This window comes from Streptomyces sp. NPDC001339, assembly GCF_042895955.1.
Taxonomy (GTDB): Bacteria; Actinomycetota; Actinomycetes; order Streptomycetales; family Streptomycetaceae; genus Streptomyces.
The window spans coordinates 607,245-632,145 of the sequence record NZ_JBIAWT010000002.1 but is presented as its reverse complement, the minus strand read 5'-3'; the positions used below and the strand labels follow the sequence as shown (position 1 = coordinate 632,145).

Below are 24,901 nucleotides of genomic sequence, written 5' to 3'. Positions count from 1 at the left end.
GCTCTGGGAGACGCCATGCCATTTGCAGTTCTCTTCCCCGGACAAGGGGCGCAGTTCCGGGGAATGGGCGCGGATGTTTTCGACCACTATCCCGCGCTCACGGAGTTCGCCTGCGATCTCCTGGGATACGACCTCGCCGCGGTCTGCCGGGACAACCCTGACGACATCCTGGCGCGAACGGAATGCACTCAGCCGGCGCTCTTCGTCGTCAACGCCCTGCACACGTTCGAGAGGGAGCGCCGCGAGGAGCGCCGCGCCGACTACTACCTCGGGCACAGTCTCGGCGAGTACAACGCCCTGCTGGCCGCCGGGGTCTTCGACTTCCAGACCGGACTGCGACTGGTCAAGAAGCGGGGCGAACTCATGGCTGCGGCCTCCGGTGGAGGCATGACCGCGGTGCTGGACATCTCCGGGCAACGCCTCCTTGACATCTTCGAGGAGGACGGCGTCGAGGCGGTCGACGTGGCGGGCTTCAACACCGACGACCAGACCGTCATCGCGGGCCCGGACGAAGCCCTGCGCGGCGCGCATCAGGCGCTCACGCGGCGGGACGTGCGCTTCGTCCCGCTGCGGGTCGGCGGGCCGTTCCACTCCCGGTACATGGACGCCGCGCGCGTCGAGTTCGAGGAGTACCTGAGGGAGTTCACCTTCGCGCACCCGCATACACCGGTGATCGCCAACGTATCCGGTCTCCCCCATGTGCGGGGCGAGTTCGTCCGGACTCTCGGTGACCAGCTCACCCGGCCCGTGCGGTGGACCGACAGCATCCGCCACCTGCTCGACCAGGACTCTCCGCTGGAGTGCGAAGAGGTGGGCGGCCGGTCCCTCGTCGGCATGGTGCGGAAGATCAGCGCTTCTGGTCAGCGGGCGCCCCATTGAGGTCGTGGACCACCCCTCAACCGGCCGCCACCTCCTCCGCGGCCCCACGGCCCAGGAGGTCGTGGAGGAGGCGGGTGGCGGGGAGCTCCGGGTGAAGGTAGATCTGTTCGTCCCGCTGGGCAACGGCTGCGAGGAGCGCGCGGAAGGTGGTCTTCGCGTCCTCCGTCCGTCCGGCCCGGTGCTGGGCCTGGCCGAGGAGGCCCAGATGGAGGGGGCGGCGCACATGGGTTCTGCAGTTGCGGAGTTCGGCGAGGGAGGAGTGCATCAGGGCGAGGCCGTCCTCCTGTCCGGAGTGCGTGCGGCCCCAGCCCTCCAGCACGCCGAGCATCGCCTTCCAGTAGCGCAGTCCGTGTTCGCCCGCCAAGCGGGCTCCCTCGGCACCGGAAGCGCGGGCCGTACGCGCATCGCCTTCCCAAGCCGCCACGACCGCGTCCACGTAGAGAGCGAAGGAGCGGTCGGAGGGCCTGCTGTCGTACTCGGTGAAGCGCAGTATTTCGCGACGGCGTGCCGTGGCGGTCTTGCGGTCGCCCATGAGCCAGTGGGTGAAGGTTTCGTAGGATCGGCAGGAGACGCGTGGGTCGTGCTGAAAGGTGCGGGCCAGGGAGTGACCCTCGCTGGCGTACCGGTCCGCCATGGCGACGCCGTGCTCCAGTTCGGCGAGCGCCTGCCGCAACCGGCCGCGGACGTGCAGGACGAGGCCCTCGCCGTAGGCCGCGCCGAGCACGGCGACGGGCTGGCCGGTCCGGTCGGCGAGGTCCCGCAGCAGGCCCGAGAACTTGCGTGAGGCGTCGTAGCGGCCGGTGACGATGTACGCCGCGCACAGGGCCCAGAGCACCGACGGGTCTTCGGGGGAGCGAGTGGCTGCGCTGAGGGCCCGTCCGCGGGCGAGTGCCGTCTCGGCCTCGACATGACCGTAGCCCCGGGTAGTGGCCAGCACCTGGCCGAGTTGAACGTGCAGCCGCTGGTTCAGGGGCGCGGCCGAGGGGTCGCCGGGCGGCAGCAGGCCGACCAGGTGCACCGCGCGGCGCAGGCAGATCTCCACCTGTTCGTAGGCGAGTTGCTGCTCGGCCTGCTCGGCGGCACGCAGCAGCAGGGGAAGCGTTTCTGTGATCGGCAGTGCGCTCTTGGCGTGCCAGGCGTGGTGGGCGATCCGTTCGATCTCCTCATCCTCCACCTGTCCGAGCCTGCCACTGGATATCGCCTCGACGAGCCTCGCGTGCAGCCGCCGCCGGTCTTCGCGGGGGAGCTCGTCGATGAGCGTCTCCTGGACCAGGGCGTGGGTGAAGTGGAGCCGGTCCGGGTGGTGGGGGTCCTCGCCGAGCAGCCCGGCTCGGATCGCCGACTCCAGCGCCGTGGCGACCGGTTCTTCCTCGGTGGCGGTGCGTTCCAGCAGATCGGTGTCGACCTCGGTGCCGATGACGGCACACAGCCGCAGCACGCGCAGCACCGCCTCGGGCAGTGCGGCGAACCGCTGGTGCAGCGCCTCGCGGACGCCCGTCGGGACGCGGGTCAGGAGCACGTCCGCCGCGTCGGGCCGCCGCAGGCTGCGGGCGTCGCCCAGGAGGGAGAGGAGCTCCATGACGAAGTACGGGTTGCCTTCACTGCGCCGATGCAGCAACTCGACGACCCGCGCGTCGACGCCGGGCCCGGCCTGGGCGACGACGAGATCGGAGACAGCGCTGCGGGACAGGCCGCCGAGCCGCAGGGTCTCGGTCCTGGGGCCGCGCAGGACTTCGGAGAGCATGCGGCGCAGCGTCGCGTCGGACTCGATCTCGTACTCCCGGGCGGTCAGGACGATGCCGAGCGGGTGGCCCTGGCTGCGGGTGCTCAGCAGTCTGAGGAGGTCCAGGGAGGCGGTATCGGCCCAGTGCAGGTCCTCCATGAGCAGGACGAGTGGGCGCTGAGCGGCGAGGGCGAGCAAGACTTCGCAGACCGCGTCGTGGGTGAGGAACCGGGCCCGGCCCCAGTCGGATTCAGCGGCCGGTCCGCCGGGCCGGGCCGCGCGCTCGGGCATCAGCGGGGCAAGCAGGGAGCCGAACGGTTCCGCCGCCTCGCGGAAGGCGTCCGGGCGAGTCGCGGACAGGCGGCGGAGAATCTGGGTCCACACCCAGTACGTCGGCACCCCCTCGTCCAGGAAGCAGTGACCCCAGATCACCTCCAGGCCGGCGTCATCCTGATCGTCACCGTCCTGGCCTGCGCGGAGGGCTGCCAGCCGCGGTACGAGTTCGAGGAGCAGACGGGTCTTGCCGACGCCGGCGGGGCCGAGGACGCCCGCAACGTGGCCGTGACCGGCGAGCGCGCTCGCCGCCGCGGCTGTCAGGCGCTGCAACTCCTCGCTGCGGCCGGTGAACGGCGACTGGGCGCCCGGACCTCCGCACTCCGGCCGTAAGGCCTCGGTGCGCGTGTCGTCCTCCCGGGCCTTCCCACCCTGCGCCGGCCGCGCGCGCTCATGGGGATCTGCGGTGGTCGACCGCGAGTCCGCGATGATCGTCACCGGCCGGCGTGCGGATCCGCGTCCGGCGGTGGGGCCGTCCGCCCTCGTCCCGTCCGCGGCAGCGCTTCCGTCCTTTCCCGGTCCCGCGGACAGCGTGTCGTCCTGGGGAGCGTCAGCACCGCAGTCTGCTACGAACGGCTCGTCCGGAGCCGCTGCTGCCCTGCCGACCCCCTCGGATGCCTCGGCCGCTGTCGGTCGCTCGGGCTGTTGCGCCGCGCGCGGCGGGCCTGCCTCCGCCCCTCGTGCACCGTCGCCGTCGTTCGCCGTGGCTCCGCCGATCACCGTGGCTCCCAGCGCGGGCCCGGCCGGTTCGGGGCGACCGGGACGCGGTCCCGCGGCGGGCCCGCCCACCCCTGGCTCCTGGCGCAGGATCGCGGTCCTGATCCCGCGGAGTCCGGCGGCCGTTCCCACGCCGAACTCCTCGTCCAGGTAGGCGCGGGTCCGTTCGTACACTTCGAGGGCCTCGGCTTGACGCCCGAGCTGGGACAGGGCCGTCATCAAGTGGCCGACCAGGCGTTCTCGCGCCGGGTGGAGGCGCACCTCGCGGTCGAGGCCCGCAGCCACTTCCTGGGCCGCTCCAAGTGCGAGTTGGGCCTCCGCGCAGGACTCCACGGCTGTGAGCCGGACGTCTTCGAGGCGTGAACTCTCGTCGCTGAGCGGAGGATGGCCGTTGAACTCCGCATAGGGCGAGCCCCGCCACAGTGACAGGGCTGCCGTGAACCGGTCCCGCGCGGTACGCGGGTCGCCTCGTTCCAGCAGCCGCCGCCCTTCGGCGACCAGGCGCTCGAAGCGGCAGCCGTCGACTTGTTCGGAGACGAGTTCCAGGACGTAGCCGGGCGCGCGGTGGCGCAGCACGGTGGGGCGGTCCGGTCTGGACGACGACTGCAGTGCGCGGCGCAGGTGGGACAGGTGGCTGTGGAGCGTGGCCAGGGCCTGACGCGGGGGCTCCTCGCCCCACAGCTCCTCGATGAGCAGTTCCGTAGGCACCACGCGCCCCAGGCGTATGAGGAGCAAGGCGAGCAGGGCCCTGCGACGTGGCGGACCGAGTGGGAGATCGCGGCCGTCGTGACGTGCCGACATGGGGCCCAGAACGCTCAGTAGGAGGGGAGGCTCGTGCGGCCCGACCTCAGGTGTCTGGGTGGTCGGCGGCGTATTCGGCGTCAGGAATGAACGCATTTCGGTCCCAATCGTTCTCGCACGCGCGATCGTACTGACGGGCGGATGGCGCAGTGCGGCCGTGCCCTTCCGCACCGGAGCCTTACACAGAGAACGGTGGTGAAGCGGCCAGCCCTGCAAGGGCTTCGACAAGATTGGCCGAAAATCCCTGCATTTGACGGCAGAAGTCCGGCAGCGTCCCGACCAGTCCGCTGCAAGGAGGGTGCCGCAGACGCCCGTCATCGGAAACCACCCCCGAACACGGAAGCCGCGGTCGAATCCCGCGATGGCACCTTCGCCGTCACCCGCTGGACAGACCTTCACCAAGGCTCCTCGCCATGGGGAAGGAGTCAAGAAGTATCGTTCCGATGCGCATGTGCGGTGCCGGTCGACTCGCAGACTTCATGGACCGTTCAGGATCCGGGCGGTCTGCGTTTGCCCACCGCTGGTGATGACTACGCAGAAGACCTTCTGTGGCCCGTCCGCGCACAAAGTGCAGAACGACAGGGAAGTGCCGTCAGCAGCAAACCCAGCCAGTGCCGGCATCGACGCGCGCGGTGTCTCATGTCCTGTCCCCACCTCTCGATGGTCCCGCCACCGTCCGCCCCACTTCGGTGTCCGGACCGGCAGCAGCGGCTCGATCCGCGCCCACTGGGCATCAGTCAACGGCACTCCGGGGCCACTGATCAGATGGGCAGAAAGCACGGCCTAGAGTGCGGCAGGTCACCAGCTGATGGGAACGCCGGAGAGGTGCTGGGTGAATGTCTGAGTATGGCGGCGGAGTTCGCTTTCCGGGACGGCCAGGCTGAACGCATCGACGCCGCTTCCCACGCCCTCGCCACTTACATGACTGAACTCGTCGCGTCCAAGCAGAAGAGTCCCGACGACAGCCTCCTCCACGACCTCGTCACACACAGCGGTGACGACGGCCCCCTCACCCAGGACGAAGTTGTCTCCCTGGCCGTGCTCCTGGTGGTGGCCGGCCACGAAACCACCACCAACCTCATCGGCAACGCCGCCCTGGCGCTTCTCCAGCACCCAGCCTCGCTCGCACAACTGCGAGACGAGCCAGGGCTGATGAGCGCCGTACTCGACGAACTGCTGCGCTTCGACTCCCCCTGGGCATCGCCACATTCCGCTACAGCACCGAACCGCTCACCCTCGGCGGTACCGACATCCCCGCCGGCGTGCCTGTACTCATCGCCCCCGGAGCTGCCAACCGTGACCCGGCGCGCTTCGCCGAGCCCGATGAACTCGACCTCAGCCGCGACGCCAAGGCCCACCTGGCCTTCGGCCACGACATCCACCGGTGCCTGGGGGCGCCGCTCGCCCGAGCCGAAGCGGAGATCGCACTCCGAACGGTCATCATGTACTTCCCCGGCATCCACCTCGCCGCCAACGGCGAAGACCTGGAATGGCGACAAACACGCCTGATGCGCGGCCTCAAAGCCCTACCAGTTGCTCTGTAGCCAGACCCGTGTCGACGCCGCCTGAAAAATAGCTCTGAATCGCTCTTGGTGCTGGAGCCACTTTTCACCCGACGCCCACAGCGCCCAGTCCGCAGACATGAGCGGAGACTGTGCGCCGCACCTACCACGCCCGCAAGGGCTAGGACGGAGAACCGTCTCCGCCGTCGGTTGCACCGAGCCGGTCGCCGCGCGAGCCCAGGGCTGTAGCTGCTCTCCAGTTGCAGCACACGAATGCCTTTCTCAACGCTCTGACTCCCGACCGTCGCGCTGCCGGTGAACCTGCTGTCTGGTAATCACGCCGACCGCTCGGCACAGGCCATTGAGGAAGCCAACGGTACGGCACTTATCGCCGCCTTCGGGGTCGACGCGAGTCCTCGGGAGTTTTCGGAGCTGTCGACCGATTGCGCACAGATCCGTATCCGGTACAGTCATGTATCGGATACGGATCTGTATCGTATGGCTAGGGGTATGGCTCACGCGAGCTGCTAGGAAGCAGGAGGTCATCCGGTGCCGAAGTCACCCACCAAGCGCCGGCCGCGTACCGTGGCCAGCCTGCTGGACGGCGCACTGGAGGTGTTCGCCGAACGCGGCTTTCACGGTGCCTCGATCGGCGACATCTGTGATCGCGCGGGACTGACCCGTGGCGCCTTCTACTCCAACTTCCGCGACAAGCAGGAGCTCTTCCTGGCCCTGTACGACGCGCAGGCCGACCGGCTGATCGAATTCCTGGACGCTGCCGCCGAGACCGGGCGTACCACCGAAGATCCGATCGGCCACCTGATGGGAATGCTCGCCGCGCGACAGGAGGAGGACCGGCGGTGGTTCCTCATCAGCTCCGAGTTCGTCCTGCACGCAGCCCGCGACCGTGAGGCCGCACGCCGGCTGGCCGAGCGCGAGGACGCACTGTGCGACCGCATGGCCGAGGCAGTCGGGCGGACGCTCGCGGGCGCCGGACGCAGACCGACCCTCGATCTGCGCGAGCTGGCTCGTCTGCTGATCGCCCTCCACCAGGGCTGCAACGCCCTGCGCCTCACGGACGAGGCGCGCGGTGAGGCCGGTGACCTCCACAGGCGCATGCTGCCGCTGCTCATCCACGTGCTCTCCGAGGAGACCGCCCCCAGATGACCCCGTCGGCCTCCACGACGGGGAAACCGCTTCTTCCGCCCCCTTGAGGAAAGGTGCATCCATGCCCGTCGACCCGGCCATCGCGGCCGTCCTCGACCAGGTGAACGCCTCCACATCGATGCCCATCCGCAGCACCGACCCCCGGCTGCTGCGCGAGGCGGAGGGGCAGCTGGCTGCCATGGCGGCCGGCTGCCGGGTTGATGTAGGGGCGGTGCACGACACCGCTGTGCCCGGCCCCGCCGGAAACATCCCCGTGCGGATCTACCGGCCGGCCTCCGCGGAGCCCGTCCCGACGGTGGTCTTCTTCCACGGCGGTGGCTGGATCACCGGCGACCTCGACAGTCACGACCTCGTCGCCCGCCGCCTGTGCCGCGACGTCGGCGCGGTCGTGGTCGCCGTCCACTACCGCCGGGCCCCGGAACACCCCTTCCCTGCACCCTACGAAGACTGCCTGGCCGTTGCGCGCCACGTCGCCGACCGCATCGAGGAGTACGGGGCCCGGGGCGACCGCCTCGCCGTGGCCGGGGACAGCGCCGGCGCCAACCTCGCCGCCGTGATCGCCCAGACCTTCCGCGACGAAGACCGCCCCCTCGCCGCCCAGCTGCTCGCCTACCCGGCAACCGACTTCGACGGCCAGTACCCCTCCCGGACCGAGAACGCCACCGGCTACCTGCTCACCGCCGACAACATCGCTGACATCCAGCACCTGTACGCCGGAGACGACCCCGCCGTCCGCAGCTCGGCCAAGATCTCCCCACTGCGCGCCGAGAGCCTCACCGGACTCGCACCCGCGATCGTCGGCACCGCACAGTACGACCCCCTGCGCGACGAGGGCCTCGCCTACGCCCAAGCCCTCCGCAACGCCGGGGTGCACGTCTTCGTACGCAACTACGACGGCATGATCCACGGCTTCCTGAACATGTTCCCCCTCTCACCAGCCGCCGATGCCGCCCTCACCGAGCTGTGTATCCAGCTCGAACAGCAGCTCACGTCAGCAACGGCCTGAACGAAAACCACCGCTTGCCCAGCCCCTCGCCACACGAGCGCCACAGCAAGCCCTCCCTGCCCTACGCCACTTGATCCCCAAGTGACGAGAAGAGGCCGCGTTGATGGCGTCGCGACGAGATGCGTGTACACCCTGTAGTGACAGCCAAGGGGTGGCGGCCAAGGCGGCCGGCCCTGCGGCGACGCGGCGCCCGGGTTCATGGGGCGCGCAACGTACCCTTCGCGTATGTCTTCCGGAATATCCTTTGTGTGGGATGGGCGGCCGGACGCGGCAGAGCGTCTTGAGGACGAGATGTTCATGGGGATCGGCGAGTCCGTGCCGGAAGTCGTCGAGGACCAGGACGAGGAAACCGCCGAGGACCAGGACGGCCAAGAGCGCCCGCGCACCATCATCGGCGCGGTCGCGGCCCGCCGGGACGGTTCCCTGCTGGGCTTGGCGGAGGTGTACGAGGAGCCGGAAGGTGATCGGGCCGCGCGCGTACAAGGGCTGTACGGGCCGCGCATGGCGCGCCGTATCGCGACCGGCTACTACGACCAACTCCCGCCTACGGACGAGGAGTTCGACGTCTTCGTCGGTCTGTACCGGCATGCCGCGCAAGGGGCCGGTGGCGCTGGATACCGCACTCTGCGGTTCAGCGGCATGGACACGGGCGTCGACGGCCGGGCCGCGACGGAGTTGAATGCCGATGTGTGCCGCGAGCTCGCGCGGGAATGGAGCGCCGAGCCTGCCACCTGGCAGCCTCCCGACGGCTTGCCCGACGTGCCGGTCCAGCAGCGGCCCGGCCCCGGTCTCACGCTGGCGGCACCGGACGCCGAGATCTCGCTCGGACTGGTCGGATGCGGGTCTCACCTCAACGCCAGCGAGGGGATCCGCCATCACACCACCGCCCCGCGCGTCCTCGCCGCGCTCCTCGCGCACCTCCTCACCTGCCTGCGCCGTGACCATCCTGACGTCACCGAGCTGACCATCAGCGAATTCGACGACGAGGTGGTCCGCCGTGCGCTGCCGCTGGCCGGTCTGCGCATCGGAGCACGCTTCATGGAGTACGAGTTGCCATTGACCCCTGCGTGACCCCGCACGTCACGGCCGGCATGTCACAGTCGGCGCCGCCGGGTCCGCTGCCCCTTGCTGCGACGGAGGGGACATAAAAGGGCGGATCGTATCCGGCGGCCGGGCTACGGGGTTGGCCGGAGGCCGGTGATCAGCAGGTCGATCTGGGCGTCGAGGTCCGGCTGGTTGTGGTCGGACCCCGCGTAGGTCAGGGCGAGTGCGGGAGCGGTCAGGGCGGTGAGGATCACCTCGGGGGCGACATCGGAGCGGATCTCACCGGCGCGCTGGGCCTGGGTGATGAGGTCGACGGCGGAGGCGCGGCGCGGGTCGAGCACGTCGCGTTCGTAGCGTGCGGCCAGAGCGGGGAACTGGCTCTGCTCGACGGCCAGGAGCCGGAGGAGGCGCCGGGACCGTGGGTCGCGGGCGCGGCGGGCGACGCCCTCGGCCACGGCCAGGAGTCGTTCCCGTAGGGCGGCGTGCGGCGGGACCGGCGGGGGCGGTTCGGTCACCGCGGTCAGGACATCGGCCAGGAGGGAATTCTTGTCCGGCCAGCGCCGGTACAGGCTGCCCCTCGACACTCCGGCCCGCTGTGCGACAGCCACCAGCGAGAGGCCGCTGAGCGTCGCGCCGTCCTGGCCGATCAGATCCAAGGTGGCCGCTATCACTGCGGTGTCGATGCGCCCCTGCCTGGGCCTGCCGCCCGCTCCCGGTTGTGCGGCGCCTTCCCGATAGCCGGCAGCCATGATCCCTGTCGCCTCGCCCTCTGCCTCCACGGGCACACATGCCCTCTTCTCCCCTTCGGGGAAAGCGTACACTAGTTTCGATACAGGGCTGTCCTGTATCTCTATTTCTCGATGTCGAACCCTCAGGAGGTTCCGTGAGGCACGCCCGCCTGCCCGGCTGGGCCGGACATGTACTGCATCTGCGGCCGGGACGCACGCCGTATGCGGCGATGCTGCGGGCCGCCCTTGCCCTCGCCGGCCCGGTGGCCGTCGGCATGGCCAGTGGCAACGTCGAGCCGTGGGCCATGGTGGCCATCGGCGCCCTGCCCGCGGTCTTCGCCGACCACGTCGACGGCTACCGCGGCCGCCTTGCCGGGATCGGCCTGCCCGTCCTTGCCGCCGTTGCCGGCCTGGCGGTGGGCATGCAGGCCGGCGGTGGCGGCTGGCAGAGCGTCGTGATCCTCACCTTGGCCGCCTTCGTCTCCGGATTCGTCAGCGTGCTCGGCCCGACCGCCTCAGCGGCTGGGATGGTGTTCCTGGTAGTGGCCGTCGTCGGCGCCGGTATGCCGATGCCGGGCCCGTGGTGGCAGTCGCTGCTCCAGCAGTTCCTCGGCGGCCTGTTCCTGCTTGGGCTGTCCTTGCTCGACTGGGCCATGCTCGGCCGCCGCCGGGCCACCGCCGCGGCACCGCCCGTCCGTGGCGACAGGCGGCTGGGCCGTGCACGCAGCCGCCTGCCCGAGCTGATCCGCACGCCGGTGGCAGCCCTGTACGGCCTCCGGGTCGCCGCGTGCATAGCTTCGGCCGGTGTCCTGACGATGGCCGTGAACCTGCCCCGCTCCTACTGGATCGGGCTGACCATCGCCTTCGTCCTCAAACCCGACTTCGGCCACCCCCTCGCCCGGGGCGTGATGCGCAGCATCGGCACCGTGGCCGGGGTGCTCATCGCGGGTGCCGCCCTGGCCTGGGCCACGCCCGGCTTCGAGTACCTCGCCGTGATCACCGCTGCGGCCGTGCTGCTTCCCTGGGCTTCCGCCCTCAACTACACGCTCCAGACGGGCGCCGTGACCGTCCTGATCCTGCTCCTGTCCGAGCAGTTGAGCCACGCCGGCACCGCCATGCTCGCCCCCCGCCTCGCTGACAGTCTTATCGGCATCGCGATCGTCGCCGTGGTCGGACATCTGCTGTGGCCGCACCGCCACCATGCCAGGGTCGGCTTTCGCCTGCCCGTGCCGGCTTGCAGTTGACCGGCCGTCCCAGGCCCGGCCTTCTAGGCATCCTGGCGCACACAGCCGATCAGGGCGGAGTAGACGATCGCGGCCGTCGGACGGCGGCAGGGGGAGGCGCTTCGGTCCGGAACGGCGCAGTGGGCCAGGCAGCCTGCGCGGTGGTGACCGGTTGCTGACCGGGGCGTGGAGGCAACGCAGCCGGGGCTGAGCCCGTCTGTCTCCATATACGCATGTCTCCTCACACCTATGTCTCCTCTCTGCACACACGTCTCGCATGGCCTCGAAGGCCCCGATTGCTGGATTTCTCATGCTGCGCTCCGCCCGACGGCGATCCGTCCCCGTCCTCACCGCGGTCCTGGCCGGGCTGACGGCCGTGGGGGCCTTGGGGACGGTGCTGGCTGGCTGCGCGCCTGACGAGGGGACGCGGGATGCCGGTGTGGCCCCTTCGGTGTCCGTCCCGGCCAGTGCCTCTCCGCTGTGGCCCGGCCGGTCCCCCGCCCCGTCCCGCAGCGGGCCCGCCCCTTCCGCCGTGCCTGTGCCGGATGTCACCGTCCCCGGGGGCTCCGACGGCGGTCTGCGCAAGGTCTCGCCGGAGCGGCTTCTCCGAGCAGACCCCGGTGTGCCGGAAGTGGTGAAGGGCTCGCTGGGGGACTGCCCTGGTACGCGCTGCCGGTTGCGGGCCCCGTCTATGTGGACCTCACCGGCGACGGGAAACCCGAGCTGGTGCTGGCCTTCGACGACGCCGGACGTACGTTGATGTGGGTGTACACGGCTTCGGGGGACTCGGTGCGGCGGGTACTGGACTACGCGGGGCCGTCACAGATGGCCGCCGCCACCGTTGGCCGGGACCTGGTCGTGGACGAGTCCGGTGGGGGCCGTAAGGCGACGGTTCGCTACCGCTGGAACGGCGAGGTGTTGGTCCCCGTGCCCGGCGAATGACTCTGCCCCCCGCCTCGCCCCTACCATCTGCCGATTGCTGTGAAGATTCCATGACCGAGGATTCCATGCCCCGTCTGCTGCTCGTCGAGGACGACGAGGTGATCCGCAATACGGTACGTATGGCGCTTGAGCGCTACGGATACCAGGTGTCCGTGGCCGAGGACGGCCTCACCGGCCTGGAGCGCTTCCGTGAGGAGCAGCCGGACCTGCTGCTGCTCGACGTGATGCTGCCCGAGCTGGACGGGATCGGGCTGTGCCGCCGCGTCCGCGAGTTCAGTCTGGTCCCGATCCTGATGATGTCGGCGCGGGACGATGCGCTGGATGTGGTGTCGGGCCTGGAGGCGGGGGCGGACGACTACGTCACCAAGCCGGTGGAGAGCGCGGTGCTGGTGGCCCGTATCCGTTCGCTACTGCGCCGGGCGAGCTTTGCCAGGCACCCGTCCGCGCAGGACGATGGGCAACCTGAGCGGGCGCCGGATCCCGCTGTGCTGGTCTTCGGCGAGGTGTCGATCGACCCGGGTGCGATGGAGGTGCACCGCGGCGGGAAGCCGGTCTCCTTGACCCCGACCGAGTTGCGGCTGCTGCTGGAGTTCGCCGCGAACGTCGGGGTCGTGCTGGACCGGCGGACGCTGCTGCGCGAGGTCTGGGACTACTCCTGGGAGGGTGACAGCCGCGTGGTCGATCTGCATGTGCAGCGGCTGCGGGCGAAGATCGGTGCCGAACGGATCGAGACGGTGCGCGGGTTCGGCTACAAGATGCGGCGCTGATCATGATCGGGATGCGAGTGCGGGCGGCGTCGGTCTCCAGGCGCCGGCGGTCGCTGCGCTGGCGGGTCGCCACGCTGGTGACGGCCGCGGTCTGTGCCGTGGCCGTGGGGATCGGCGTCCTGGTGCACCAGGCCACCCACGCCCGGGCCCTGAGCCAGGCCCGCGACACCGCGCAGCGCCAGCTCGACCTGGCGGTCACCACCTACTCCCGGACCGGCAGCACCCAGGGGTCGGGAGCCCGGCTCGATGCGCCCGAAGTGCCGGACGAACTGCGGAAGTTGGTGCGCAGAGGCCATCAGGGCACTGCGTTCGGCCGGAACCGGTACGGGCCGGCGATGTGGGCCGCCCGGCCGGTCGGCGACCGGATGCTCAGCGTCGACGTCGACATGCGCGCCGACCTGCGCAATCTCAAGCAGCTGGACGCCACCATGGGCCTGGCCGGGCTCATCGCCGTCGGCGTGGTGCTGCCACTGGGCGCGCTGAGCGCGGAGCGGCTGGCGCGGCAGCTGCGGTACGCGGCCGGGACGGCGCGGCGGATCGCGGACGGCGACCTGGACGCGCGCATCGGCGCGGGTGACCGGCCGGGCGACGAGATCGCGGAGATCTCCACCGCGGTGGACTCCATGGCGGCCTCGCTGCAACAACGGCTCCGCGGCGAGCAGCAGTTCACCGCCGATGTCGCCCACGAGCTGCGCACACCACTGATGGGCCTGGTCACCTCGGCCGAGCTGCTGCCGGAGGGCGAGGCCGCAGGCTACGTACGGGACCGGGTGCGGGTCCTGCGCACGCTGGTCGAGGAGCTGCTGGAGATCTCCCGGCTGGACGCGGGCGTGGAGCGGGCGGATCTTGCACCGTGCCCGCTGGGTCCGCTCATCGAGGAGTGCGTGCGGCGGACGGGACTTGAAGCCAAGGTGCGGGTCGTCGACGGGGCCGTGGTCGAGACCGATCCGAGGCGGCTGGACCGTATCGTGGCCAACCTGGTGGCCAACGCCCACCGGCACGGCCGGCCACCGGTCGAGGTGACGGTGGCAGGGGCGGCCATCACCGTACGCGACCACGGCCCGGGCTTCCCCGGCGCGCTGCTGGCGGACGGCCCGCAGCGGTTCCGTACCGGCGCCCGGGAGCGCGGCCGCGGCCACGGCCTGGGGCTGACCATCGCCCTGGGCCAGGCGCACGTCATCGGCGCCGGACTCGACTTCGCCAACGCGGCGGGCGGGGGCGCGATCGCCACCGTACGGCTCCCCGAACACCCGCTGTCCTGACCCGCGCCCGCCCATCGCCTGCGCCAGGTCCAGCACCGATACACCACTGATACACAGCCCTACAGAACCGATACATCGCCTCGCAGACCCTATACACGCCCTAGAACCGGCGGATATCCCGCCATCTCCAGGCGGAGATCTTCACCTCCCACGATGGCTGCGGCCGTCGCGGATGACCCGCATCCGCGACCAGATCCGCACACCACGGACTCGGAGGTGTTCTTCATGGGCGCTGCACACACACGGACCAGACGACGGCCGACGCGAGGGCACGGACGGCGGCGCGCGGGCCCCAGGCCGGGCCTCAAGAGGCGTCGTCTGGCCTGGACGGCCACGTCCCTCGCTGCCGTCCTGGCCCTGGGCGGCTGGCTGCTGTACGCCAGGCTCGACGCCAACCTCGCCACCACCGACGTGAACGCCGCCCTGGGATCCGACCGTCCGGCCCGCGGCCCGGACGGCTCGCTCAACATCCTGCTGCTCGGTTCGGATTCGCGGGCCGGACAGAACGCGGAGTACGGCGCGGACGGCGGCGGCGCCCGCTCCGACACCGCGATGCTCGTCCACCTCGCCAAGGGACGGCGCAAGGCCACAGTGGTCAGCATCCCCCGCGACACCATGGTCACCCGCCCCGCCTGCCCGCTGCCGAACGGCCACACCTCACAGGACGCCGCCGCGGCCATGTTCAACTCCGCGTACTCCGTGGGTGGTTCGGCCTGCGCCGTCAAGACCGTCGAACGGCTCGGCAAGGTCCGCATCGACCATGTCCTGGACGTCGACTTCACCGGGTTCAAGGGGCTGGTGGACGCCGTCGGCGGCGTCACCGTCACCACCGACAAGGCCATCCACGACAAGGACAGCCATCTCGACCTGGACGCGGGCCGCCACCGGCTCAACGGCGAGCAGGCCCTCGGCCTGGTCCGTACCCGGCACGGCATCGGGGACGGCAGCGACCTGGGCCGGATCAAGCTCCAGCAGACGTTCATGGCCGCGCTCGCCCAGCAGCTGAGCGGCTCCGGTCTGCTCACCGACCCGGTGCGGCTCTACAAGGTCGCCGACGCCGCGACCAGCGCACTGACCACCGACAAGGCCCTGGGCTCGGCACAGGCCCTGCTGGGCCTGGCCCGCAGCCTGGCGGACCTGCAACCGAACGAGATCACCTTCCGGACGCTGCCCGTCGGCCCGTACCCCAAGGACCCCAACCGCGTCACGGTCAAACAGCCCGAAGCGGACACCCTCTTCACCGCCGTACGCGACGACACCGCCCAACCGCCCGTGACCACGAAAGAGAGGTGAGCCACGCCATGGCCAACCACCACTCCGCCCCCATCGATCAGACCCTGCGGCTCTTCCCGCCCCGGCCGGATACGTCCCCGCCCCGGCGCCCGTACGCGCCGGGCCTGGACGGCCTGCGCGCCCTCGCCGTCACCTCCGTGGTCCTCTACCACGTCAACCCGGCCTGGCTGCCCGGCGGTTTCCTCGGCGTCGACGTCTTCTTCGTCCTCAGCGGCTATCTGATCACCGACCTGCTGCTGGCCGAACACCACCGCGGCGGCCGGATCGACCTACGCGGCTTCTGGGTACGCCGGGCCCGTAGGCTGCTGCCCGCCCTCGCCCTCGTCCTGCTGACCGCAACCTGCGCCGCCACCGTGCTGCACCCCCACCGGCTGGCCACCGCGGCTGGGGACCTGTTCTCCGCCGCCACCTTCACCAACAACTGGTGGCAAATAGCCACCGACGCCTCCTACTTCGCACACTTCGGACCCCCACCACTCTTCCAGCACCTGTGGACCCTCAGCCTGGAGGAGCAGTTCTACCTGCTATGGCCCCTGGCGCTGCTCGTGCTCCTGCGGGCGGTGCCCCGCAAGGGGGCACGGGTGGCGCTGGTCCTCGCCGCGGCCCTTGCCTCCGGCACCGCGATGGCCCTGCTGTACGCGCCGGGGACAGACGCCTCCCGGGTCTACTTCGGCACCGACACCCACACCTTCCCCCTGCTGGCCGGCGCCGCGCTGGCCCTGCTACGGCCCACCGCGGGGCTGCTGCCCGGCAAACTGCTGCGCACTGTACGGCCGTTGGACCTGGCGGGCGCCGCGGGCCTGGCCGCCCTCGTCGCTGTGGCCCTCACCGCCTCACAGAGCGCCGACGCCCTCTACCCCGGCGGCTTCACCGTCGCCGCACTCGCCTCCGCCGCCACGGTGCTCGCCACCGTGCAGCCCCTCGGCCTGCTCGGCCCGGCCCTGGGCGCACCCTGGCTACGCTGGATCGGCAAACGCAGCTACGGGATCTACCTGTGGCACCTGCCCGCGATCGCGCTGGCCACGCCGGATGGTGCTACGCCCGCCGACGTGCCCCTGAACGCCCTCGCCGCGGCCGTTGCCTCCGTCGGCCTCGCGGCTCTCTCGTACCGGCTGGTGGAAGAGCCCATACGGCGCCACGGATTCCGTACGGCCACATACCGGCTGCGCCGCGCCCTGGCGACCGGCACCACTGCCCGGCGCACCGGGGCGGTGCTGTGGACCAGGGCCGTGGCCGGTACCGCCGTGGCGGCCGTGGTGGTCGCGGGCTGCGGGGTAGCCACGGCCCCCAAGGACGGCAACAGCGGCGCCGATCAAGTCAAGGAAGGCCAACGCGCCCTGGAGGACGGCTCCCCGGCCGCTGCCGCCGGAAAGGTCACCGCGATCGGCGACTCGGTGATGGTCGCCGCGGCCCCGGCTCTGAAGCAGAAGTTCCCCGGCATCGCCATCGACGCCAAGGTCAGCCGCCAGCTCTCTGCGGCTTCCAAGGAAATCGACGCGATCAAGCAGAAAGGCCCGCTGGGCGACGCCGTGGTCATCGGCCTCGGCACGAACGGGGTCGGCGGGGCCAAGGACCTCCAGTCAGCCATCGACGCCATCGGCTCGGACAAACGGATCGTCCTGGTCACCGTGCACGCCCCCAAGCAGGGCTGGCAGGACAAGGTGAACCAGGCCGTCAAGGACGTGGCCGCGAAGAACTCCTCCCATGTCGCCGTCGCCGACTGGGACCAGGCCATCTCCGGCCACACCGACCTCCTCGCCAGCGACGGCATCCACCCCGGACCCGGCGGCGGCAAGATCTACGCCCACACCGTCGCCGAAGCCCTGGCCAAACTGAAGGGCAGCCGCTGACGATGCGTCCACGTAGGAGCTCCTGAGGACCGGCATGCCGTATGCCGCTGACCGGATCCGTTGGCGTGCACGCCGCTCCGGAGCGGCATACGGCGAGCCGGCAGACAACCCACTCTTCAATACCGAAGGATGCACTCGCGTCGCATTTCCCGAATTTCCTTCGGCGCCAACCGCAACCCATCGCCGATACGAACCCCCACGCCACGCGCGGACAACAGTGCAGGTCACAGCGCTGACGGCACGAGGTCGCAAAGCCCTGAACACACACGATCCCCACATGAGCCCGACACGAACCCCCACGACGGAGCTCAGGAGAAACCCCAGGTCAGCGCACTGCTCCGCCAATGGCCTGCGCGCCCATTTCGACCGCCCATCCATCCCCCTCACGCAAAAAGCCTGGTCAGCGCACTGACCAGGCTTTTTGCGTGTGTGTCCGAGGTCCGAGTTGAACCTTACACACATGCCGGTGATGCGCGGGAAGCTGCGGCTGGCGTAGTCCCAACACGGCCGAATTGGAGCTTTTTCCATCGTAGTGGCACATGGAAGTCCTGGGAAGATTCGGAGACAAGAGCTGGTCGTGCCGTCCTCCTTCCAGGCTGCGGCTATGTGCTGGCTATAACGATGAATGACCTGCTTCGCCGCAGCGTCGCTGACTACTCCGATCGCAGAGCTCGACTGCGGCGCTGTCGGCAATGCCGGGCCGTAGCCCCTATGCGAGCCACCAGCCGCGTCACCGCTCGTGCGGAACGCACCGCTGCCGTCGCGGTACGGGGTGCCGAAGACGGTCACCTCCGAGGGGTGATGAGGACCAGCGGCTCGTCCTCGTAGCGGTAGAAGCCCTCCTGGTTGGTACCCCTCCCAGGGGCAATGAGGACCACCACTCCCCTGGGCCACCAGCCGCGAACAGCAAGTGTTGGTACCCCTCCCAGGGACGATGAGGATGGGTGCGGCACTCGGCGGGTGCGATCGCGGCCATGGCGTTGGTACCCCTCCCAGGGACGATGAGGACTGCCGGAGGAGCGGGGGGCTGGAGTGGCTTTGTCCACGCCGAAGAGCAGCGTTTCTCGACGAGTTCCGGAGGCACCACGGCTGCCGACCTGGAGGGCAGCGGACGGGAGCACGGGACGACCGGCCGGTGGCAGCGACCGGCGCCCGGCCGACTGCCTCTCACCGCGGGCACCGACAATAGCGCTGGCTACGGAGCCAGGAACGGGGTCGTGACCTCGCCGTCGCCGGCGAAACCGCGGTCGGCACAACTGCCTCCCGAACCCATCGGCAACGACATCTCGGCGCAGCCGGTGCCTCCCGCGGTCGTCGACAACTGCTGTTGGGAGTCGTCGATAAAGCCACTGGGGGTCGCTGCCGCGTTGGTATCCCTCCAGGGACGATGAGGACCCCGGCCCGCTCCGGAGCCTGAGCAGCCGCAGTCGGAGTTGGTACCCCTCCCAGGAACGATGAGGACCGGACGCCGCCGTGGTCATCGTGGTGAAGGTCGACGGTTGGTACCCCTCCGAGGGACGATGAGGACTTGTGGCACAGCGTCGGCGCCTGGTGATACATCCCGTGTTGGTACCCCTCCGAGGGGCGATGAGGAAGGGAGGGATCGGGGGCGGGCTCACCAACGGCGCCTCGTTGGTACCCCTCCGAAGGGCGATGAGGACGGGCTGACGACGAGCTCGCGCTCGCCCACCAGCTCCTGTTGGTACCCCTCCCAGGTCGATGAGTGCGGCAGGTCTCCGAGGAGACCACCCTGGTGCGCGCCAGCTGTTGGTACCCGTCTGAGGGGCGATGAGGACGGTGCGGCTGGATGACCGTAAGCGCCTGCGGGTGCCGTTGGTACCCCTCCCAGGGTGATGAGGACACGAACTCGGAGCCGCCGGCCTGTCCGGCACCAAGCTGTTGGTACCCCTCCTCGGGGCGATGAGGACGATCCGCTGGATCGAAGACCCGGCCCTGGATGCCCTGTTGGTATTCCTCAGAGGGGTGATGAGAACTCGGCCCCGGTGCCTCGGGCAAGTCGATGTACGCGTTGGCACCCCTCCCAGGGGGTGATGAGGACATGCCCTGATGGTTCGTTCTCCCGCGTCGCCAACATGTTGGTACCCCTACCAGGGGCGATGAGGTCGGCAGAGGCTGACGGGGCCAGGGCTACTGCTCCTCGTTGGTACCCCTACCAGGGGTGATGAGGACGTTCAGCCGTACCGGCGGCACCAGCATCAACCTGCTGTTGGTACCCCTCCCAGGGGTGATGAGGGCGCTATCGCCCCGACTGCTGGTCAGCTTTTCTGGGAGTTGGTACCCCTCCCAGGGGCGATGAGGACAGCTGGCAAAAGCTGGCGGAATCTCCCGTGACACGGGTTGGTACCCCTTCCAGGGGTGATGAGGACCCGCGGGGCACGGGCGGGGAGCCGCCGGCCGGACGTAGTTGGTACCCCTCCCAGGGACGATGAGGACAAGACGGCCACGTGGGCAGGCAGCCGGTGGACTACTCGTTGATACCCCTCCCAGGGGCGATGAGGCCCAGCGACCCGGCGGGTGGTCAGCTGCCCGTCGTCACGTTGATACCCCATACCAGGGGCGATGAGGACGAAAGTCTTCGGGGCCGAGCGGATCGCGGCGTTGTGGTTGATACCCCTGCCAGGGGCGATGAGGGCGCGATGAGGATGAGCACGTCGGCCCCCGCCCGCCGGCCGCCGTGGTCGTTGGTACCCCTCCCAGGGGCGATGAGGACGTCCGGCACGTGGCCCCTCTCCATCCTGGAGGAGCTGTAGTTGGTACCCCTCCCAGGGGAGATGAGGACGCTGACGCGCCCGGCCGATCAGCTCGGCGAATGCGTGTTGGTACCCCTCCCAGGGGCGATGAGGACGGCCACGCCCAGCCCGCGCGAGAGCCTTACGCTCAGGTTGGTACCCCTCCCAGGGGTGATGAGGACAGCTGCCGCACCTGCCGAGGTGACATCTACCTCCCCGAGTTGGTACCCCTTCCAGGGGTGAGGAGGACCGCCGGGCGGAGGATGGCGGTCGCCGTCGTGGCGCATGTTGGTACCCCTCCAGGGGTGATGAGGACCATGGGCCGTACTCCGATGCAGAACATGAAGCAGCTGTTGGTGCCCCTCCCAGGGGTGATGAGGACTTGAGGTGGATCCCGACCTGGCGGAGGCAGCCCGCGTTGATACCCCTCCGAGAGGCGATGAGCACTGACGACCACCGCAGCCACCACCGCTGTGCTCGTGCGGTTGGGACCCCTCCGCTGGGCGAATGAGCCCCACCGAGCGGTTCCAACGTGACCCGCAGAGTTCGGATGTAACCCCTGATATGGGGCGAATGAGTGATGTGAAGTTCTCAAACAGCAGGCTCTGCAAGGTAGTACGCAATGATTGCACGTCCCACTGACATCTTCTGCGGCTGGAGGCTGTCTGCGTGTGGGCTGGGGCCGCGAACTCGGCCGGCCAGTTGGACCTGGCGAGAGGCTACCCTTCCGTAGGCGCGTACATCTCGCCAGCCCGGCGTCGCTGTACATGCCCGATTGGCCCGTTAGGGGACGCAATGTGTGCGCCTTCGCTTTGAGGCAGGCCCGACACGCACCATACACACATGCCGGTGATGAGGGGTGAGTTGCAGCTGCTGTAGCGGGGTCGGGGTGTTCACGAGTGCTGCTGATCAGGTGGGACAGAAGCGATTGAAGATCGCTTCCCAATTGGCCGAAGATCGTTTCCCGCGTTCGGGGCGGCCACTCGATATGGAGTGGAGCCAGGGTGGTTACACAAGGCAGAGTGGGACGGTGAGTGAACTGTGGGCACATACCCTGACGTGGGCAGACGTGGATCCGGCTCGACATCCGTTCGAGATGGACGACGATGGAGCGGAGGAGTTGGCGAGCCTTGTCGCGTCCTTGCTGCCCAGCGCTGAAGTCGCTCGCGAGGATCGCTGGCGTTCGCTGGATCCTGTCACCGAGTTCCTGGCGGGCCGGTACGGCCGGTGGGCCTGCGGATGGAACTGGTCGGTTGGCGAGGGTGACGTCGACGGAGGTGTCGTCGGGGCGTGGTGCTGTTCATCCGACTCTGTGACGACCCCGGATGCGACTGCCCGTCTGGTAGTTGAGGCCCTTCAGGAATGGCGCGGCTGGCTTGAGGACCTGGCGGAACGGTTCGCGGACCTGGCTCCGCCGGATGACACGCCCGTGTCTTCGGCGGACCTCTGGCACTGGGAGCGGGCGTGCACACGCCTGGTCACCGTGGTGGCTGACCGCACCCAGGCCGAGAGCGGCTGGTACGGGCATTGCATGCAAGTCCTCCGATGGTTTCTCGCCTACAACGGCATCGACGAGGGACAGGCTCAGGAGATCGTCAAGAACGCGGTCGGCGGCCAGTTCGGCAGTTGGATCACACCTGACGTTCCGGTGGTCGACGCAGTGAGCTCGCGGTTCGCCAGAGGCGTGGGCGGCATCAGATGACTTCCGCGCCCGGCCGGCCGAAGGACAGCCTCGCCGACTGGCTGCTCATCCGGCCGAAGATCTCCTGGCCGTCCTGGCGCGGCGCATGCCTCGCCTCCGGAGCGCCGGCCCACGACGGCTTCCGGACTTTCTTCACGGCAACGCGAGGCGGACGTGACAGCGGGGGAACCGCGCGGATCCTGACCGCCCTCGACTGGGCATTCGCCGACGCTGAGCAGGGCAGGCCGCTGACCTTCGCCCTCATGGCGAAGTGGCAGCGGACCGTGCTGGGCCACGACCTCGTCGGTTTCCGCACGATGCCGGCCTTCGCGAAGGGCGGACGGGAGCGCTACGGCCTGGCACCCGATACGCCGGCGCGATTCGAGCGCTGTCTGTCCGAGAGCGCTCAACCGGATCTACCCCTCCCGTCACGTGCTGCCCGGGCCTACCTGGACACGCTCTTCTTCCATCCGTTCGCGGACGGCAACGCGCGCGCGGCCATGCTGGCGTTGGCCTTCGTCCTGGCGCGGGAAGGCGTCCTACTCGACCAGGTTCAACCACTGCAGACCACCCGCTGGGCCGACGACGCCGAGGGCGCGGCCGATCTGGCGGTGTTGCTCGGAATCCTGATCACCGCTGCGAAGCGGCGTCTGTCCCACGGGAGGCAGTCATGAACGAACGCGATGTCCTGCTCAACGAGCTCGCGCAGGGGCTGCGCCCTATGTCAGAGGGCATCGAATGGTTCGACGTCCTCGGCCAGGATGAGCAGTCTGAGGTGCTGCTGTTCCTGCGCCATCACTGCGTTCAGGCGCGCGCCGTCGCCGAGGATGCGCCGGAGAGCATCCGCCGTGCTGAGCTGCGCCCGACGCATACGCCCGCAGTGTTGATCTCACAAGGCCGGATCGACGAGCAACTGGGAAAGATCGCCGGTCTCGCGCCTCTCGACGAGCGCCGCAAGGCGTTCAGGCTGCTGATCGCAGTGCTCTCGATCGCCGACACACGGCGCCGCGAGCGCTTCTGCTCCGGCGGCTGCAGTCACTGGTGGCACAGACTGTCCGTCGCCTGACAACCCAGCACCGCACTCTGAAGGCCATTGCCCAGTCGAACGTCTTCCGTGTAGCGGATCAGTCCCACCAGAAGTCCCAGTGGTGGGCACCGATGATCCGCTCGGCGTATGCGGCCAGTGTGTATGGCCTGCTGCCCTGCCAAATGTTGTCCGGGCAGAAGGCGAAGTGCTCGGCCGCGACCAGGAGAGCCTCGTGCTCGTCCGCTGGAGGCGAGGCGACGCTGAGGTGCAGCGTGGAGAAGCCGACCGCTACGACACGAGCACCGAACCAATGCTCCCAACCTCGGACGACCGCGGAGAACTTCGCGGTGTCGTTGTCGTAGTTGCAGGGGCCGGCCCAGCCCGCGGCCGTCAGCGCCTCGGCACCGGATGCTGCGGCGACGAGCCCCAGACGCGTCTGGGGGCGGTCAGCGAGGAACGCCTGCGCGAACTCGCCGACCAGTTGATCGGGGTTCGTTGTCGTCTCCCGACTGGGCGCGAGACCGGGCCAGGTCTGCCCGAAGGGAGCCGTGACGGCGAGGCGCCTGTCGGCGTCGATCATGTCGTCTTCGTCGACCGCTGTGTAGGCATCCCACCACCGCGTGAGGAGGCCGGCAGAGTCGTGGCTCGCCGTGGAGGACATCTGCTCGGGAAAGACCTCTCCGGATCCCCACGGGCGAAATTCGCCGTCGCTCGGATCCAGCGAGTCGAGCAGCAGCGGCCACAGGCCGGAACGTGCGTGTTCGGCGTGCATCCGCGTCCACAGCTCGATCGCGGCCGGCCCGTCACTGAGCCACAGGGGCTGTACGTCTCCGTCGCCTACATCGGACGTGACCATCCGACCGGGCGGAAGGCGACACTCAGCAGAATCGGCGAGCAATGCGATCAGGTGTCCCACGTTCATGGCGGGCACCCTAACCGGGTGCGCTGACAAGGGTCGCCTGCTCAGCAGCGACAGGCATCTAGTGTCCTGCGCCAGTAGTTGATCGTTAGTAGTTGCGTGACTTCTGCTGCTGGTACGTCAGTTCCTCGTCGGGGCCCCAAGCTGGAACCGTTGCTGTTGTCTGATGACGAGCGGGCGGTGTTGGAGCGGTGGATGCGGCGGGCGTCGTCGGCCCAGGCGCTCGCCCTGCGCGCGCGGATCGTGCTGGCGTGCGCAGGCCCGGAGATCCCGCCGATCGTCGCGGTCGCGCGCGAGTTGCGGGTGGCCGCCGACACCGTCCGCAAGTGGCGGCGCCGGTTCCTGGCGGATCGGCTGGACGGCCTGGCCGACGAGCCGCGGCCGGGCCGGCCTCCCACCATCAGCGTTGACCAGGTAGAGGCGGTCGTAGTCACCACGCTGGAGGAGATCCCGAAGAACGCCACCCACTGGTCGCGGAAGTCGATGGCAGAGCACAGCGGCCTGTCGAAGTCCACCGTCGGCCGGATCTGGCGCAAGTTCCAGCTCAAGCCGCACCTGACGGACACCTTCAAGCTGTCGACGGACCCGCTGTTCGTGGAGAAGGTCTACGACGTCGTCGGTCTGTATTTCAACCCGCCCGAGGGCGCCGTGGTCCTCTCGATCGATGAGAAGTCCCAGATCCAGGCGCTGGACCGGTCTCAGCCGGTGCTGCCGATAATGCCGGGCATGCCCGAGCGGCGCACCCACGACTACGTCCGCAACGGCCTGACCACCCTCTTTGCCGCGTTCGACGTGGCCACCGGCGAGGTCATCAGTGCCCTGCACCGCCGGCACCGAGCAGCGGAGTTCAAGAAGTTCCTGATCAGGATCGACAAGGAGGTGCCCGCGCATCTCCAGATCCACTTGATCTGCGATAACTACGGCACTCACAAGACGCCCGCGATCAAGACGTGGCTCGCCAAGCACCCACGGTTCCACATGCACTTCACTCCGACCGGCTCCTCCTGGATCAACCAGGTCGAGCGATGGTTCGGCTTTTTGGCTGACCAGAAGATTCGCCGCAGTGCACACAAGAACGTCCAGGCACTTGAGGCCGACATCCGCGCGTGGGTCAAGGACTGGAACGAGGACCCGAAGCCGTTCATCTGGACGAAAACGGCCGAGGAGATCCTCGACTCCCTCGCCCAATTCTGCCGACGGATCTCTGGCGCAGGACACTAGTAGGGCTTGGTCAGGTTCGCCCGTGGGTGGCGTGTCCGCCTGTCTGTGGGTGGCGTTGGTGTGGTG

The 24,901-nt window shown here is 69.3% G+C and carries 17 protein-coding genes and 1 pseudogene; 15 read left to right on the top strand and 3 right to left on the bottom strand.

The annotated features are described in order from the left end of the window. The first annotated feature begins 15 nt into the window (after window positions 1-15). Complete coding sequence (gene fabD / locus ACFY12_RS07965; RefSeq protein ID WP_390714867.1) at window positions 16-879, top strand: ACP S-malonyltransferase; 864 nt, start codon at window positions 16-18, stop codon at window positions 877-879. A gap of 16 nt (window positions 880-895) precedes the next feature. Here fabD and ACFY12_RS07960 read toward each other — a convergent pair whose 3' ends face one another. Next, window positions 896-4,549, bottom strand: coding sequence for a BTAD domain-containing putative transcriptional regulator (locus ACFY12_RS07960; protein ID WP_390714866.1), 3,654 nt, complete (start codon window positions 4,547-4,549; stop codon window positions 896-898). A gap of 768 nt (window positions 4,550-5,317) precedes the next feature. Between ACFY12_RS07960 and ACFY12_RS07955 the strand changes: the two are divergent. The 4 genes and pseudogenes from ACFY12_RS07955 to ACFY12_RS07940 all read left to right on the top strand — a co-directional run. Further along, window positions 5,318-5,997: pseudogene (locus ACFY12_RS07955) on the top strand (cytochrome P450); the annotation flags it as partial. Between the two features lie 507 nt (window positions 5,998-6,504). Continuing rightward, window positions 6,505-7,122 carry a TetR/AcrR family transcriptional regulator gene (locus ACFY12_RS07950; RefSeq protein WP_390714865.1) on the top strand — a complete coding sequence of 206 codons (618 nt, stop codon included), beginning with the start codon at window positions 6,505-6,507 and terminating at the stop codon, window positions 7,120-7,122. A 61-nt stretch (window positions 7,123-7,183) separates the two neighbouring features. Then, window positions 7,184-8,128 carry an alpha/beta hydrolase gene (locus ACFY12_RS07945; protein ID WP_390714864.1) on the top strand — a complete coding sequence of 315 codons (945 nt, stop codon included), beginning with the start codon at window positions 7,184-7,186 and terminating at the stop codon, window positions 8,126-8,128. Window positions 8,129-8,353: 225 nt separating this feature from the next. Next, complete coding sequence (locus ACFY12_RS07940) at window positions 8,354-9,199, top strand: hypothetical protein (RefSeq protein ID WP_390714863.1); 846 nt, start codon at window positions 8,354-8,356, stop codon at window positions 9,197-9,199. A 104-nt stretch (window positions 9,200-9,303) separates the two neighbouring features. Here the strand turns inward: ACFY12_RS07940 and ACFY12_RS07935 are convergent, their stop codons facing one another. After that, window positions 9,304-9,957 (bottom strand): TetR/AcrR family transcriptional regulator, encoded by a 654-nt coding sequence (locus ACFY12_RS07935; protein ID WP_390714862.1) that lies wholly within the window; start codon window positions 9,955-9,957, stop codon window positions 9,304-9,306. Window positions 9,958-10,055: 98 nt separating this feature from the next. Between ACFY12_RS07935 and ACFY12_RS07930 the strand changes: the two genes are divergently transcribed. The 9 genes from ACFY12_RS07930 (at window position 10,056) to ACFY12_RS07890 (ending at window position 22,734) form a co-directional block, all read left to right on the top strand. Then, window positions 10,056-11,144 (top strand): FUSC family protein, encoded by a 1,089-nt coding sequence (locus tag ACFY12_RS07930; protein WP_390714861.1) that lies wholly within the window; start codon window positions 10,056-10,058, stop codon window positions 11,142-11,144. A gap of 672 nt (window positions 11,145-11,816) precedes the next feature. Then, window positions 11,817-12,065 (top strand): hypothetical protein, encoded by a 249-nt coding sequence (locus ACFY12_RS07925; RefSeq protein ID WP_390714860.1) that lies wholly within the window; start codon window positions 11,817-11,819, stop codon window positions 12,063-12,065. Window positions 12,066-12,115: 50 nt separating this feature from the next. Next, window positions 12,116-12,832, top strand: coding sequence for a two-component system response regulator CseB (cseB, locus tag ACFY12_RS07920; RefSeq protein WP_390714859.1), 717 nt, complete (start codon window positions 12,116-12,118; stop codon window positions 12,830-12,832). 2 nt (window positions 12,833-12,834) lie between these two features. Next, a complete protein-coding gene (locus ACFY12_RS07915) occupies window positions 12,835-14,094 on the top strand; it encodes an ATP-binding protein (RefSeq protein WP_390714858.1) in 1,260 nt (419 codons plus the stop codon). A gap of 225 nt (window positions 14,095-14,319) precedes the next feature. Next, window positions 14,320-15,387, top strand: coding sequence for an LCP family protein (locus tag ACFY12_RS07910; RefSeq protein ID WP_390714857.1), 1,068 nt, complete (start codon window positions 14,320-14,322; stop codon window positions 15,385-15,387). 8 nt (window positions 15,388-15,395) lie between these two features. After that, window positions 15,396-17,237 (top strand): acyltransferase family protein, encoded by a 1,842-nt coding sequence (locus ACFY12_RS07905; protein ID WP_390714856.1) that lies wholly within the window; start codon window positions 15,396-15,398, stop codon window positions 17,235-17,237. Window positions 17,238-21,017: 3,780 nt separating this feature from the next. Continuing rightward, a complete protein-coding gene (locus tag ACFY12_RS07900) occupies window positions 21,018-21,689 on the top strand; it encodes a hypothetical protein (protein WP_390714855.1) in 672 nt (223 codons plus the stop codon). Next, window positions 21,686-22,342, top strand: a complete 657-nt coding sequence (locus ACFY12_RS07895; protein ID WP_390714854.1) for a Fic family protein — start codon at window positions 21,686-21,688, stop codon at window positions 22,340-22,342. The genes ACFY12_RS07900 and ACFY12_RS07895 overlap by 4 nt, the downstream gene beginning before the upstream one ends. Next, a complete protein-coding gene (locus tag ACFY12_RS07890; protein WP_390714853.1) occupies window positions 22,339-22,734 on the top strand; it encodes a DUF5958 family protein in 396 nt (131 codons plus the stop codon). The genes ACFY12_RS07895 and ACFY12_RS07890 overlap by 4 nt, the downstream gene beginning before the upstream one ends. Before the next feature lie 58 nt (window positions 22,735-22,792). Here the strand turns inward: ACFY12_RS07890 and ACFY12_RS07885 are convergent, their stop codons facing one another. Then, window positions 22,793-23,617: a DUF4253 domain-containing protein gene (locus ACFY12_RS07885; RefSeq protein WP_390714852.1), complete on the bottom strand. Its 825-nt coding sequence runs from the start codon at window positions 23,615-23,617 to the stop codon at window positions 22,793-22,795. 96 nt (window positions 23,618-23,713) lie between these two features. Between ACFY12_RS07885 and ACFY12_RS07880 the strand changes: the two genes are divergently transcribed. After that, complete coding sequence (locus ACFY12_RS07880; RefSeq protein WP_390714851.1) at window positions 23,714-24,835, top strand: IS630 family transposase; 1,122 nt, start codon at window positions 23,714-23,716, stop codon at window positions 24,833-24,835. Window positions 24,836-24,901 lie beyond the last annotated feature (66 nt).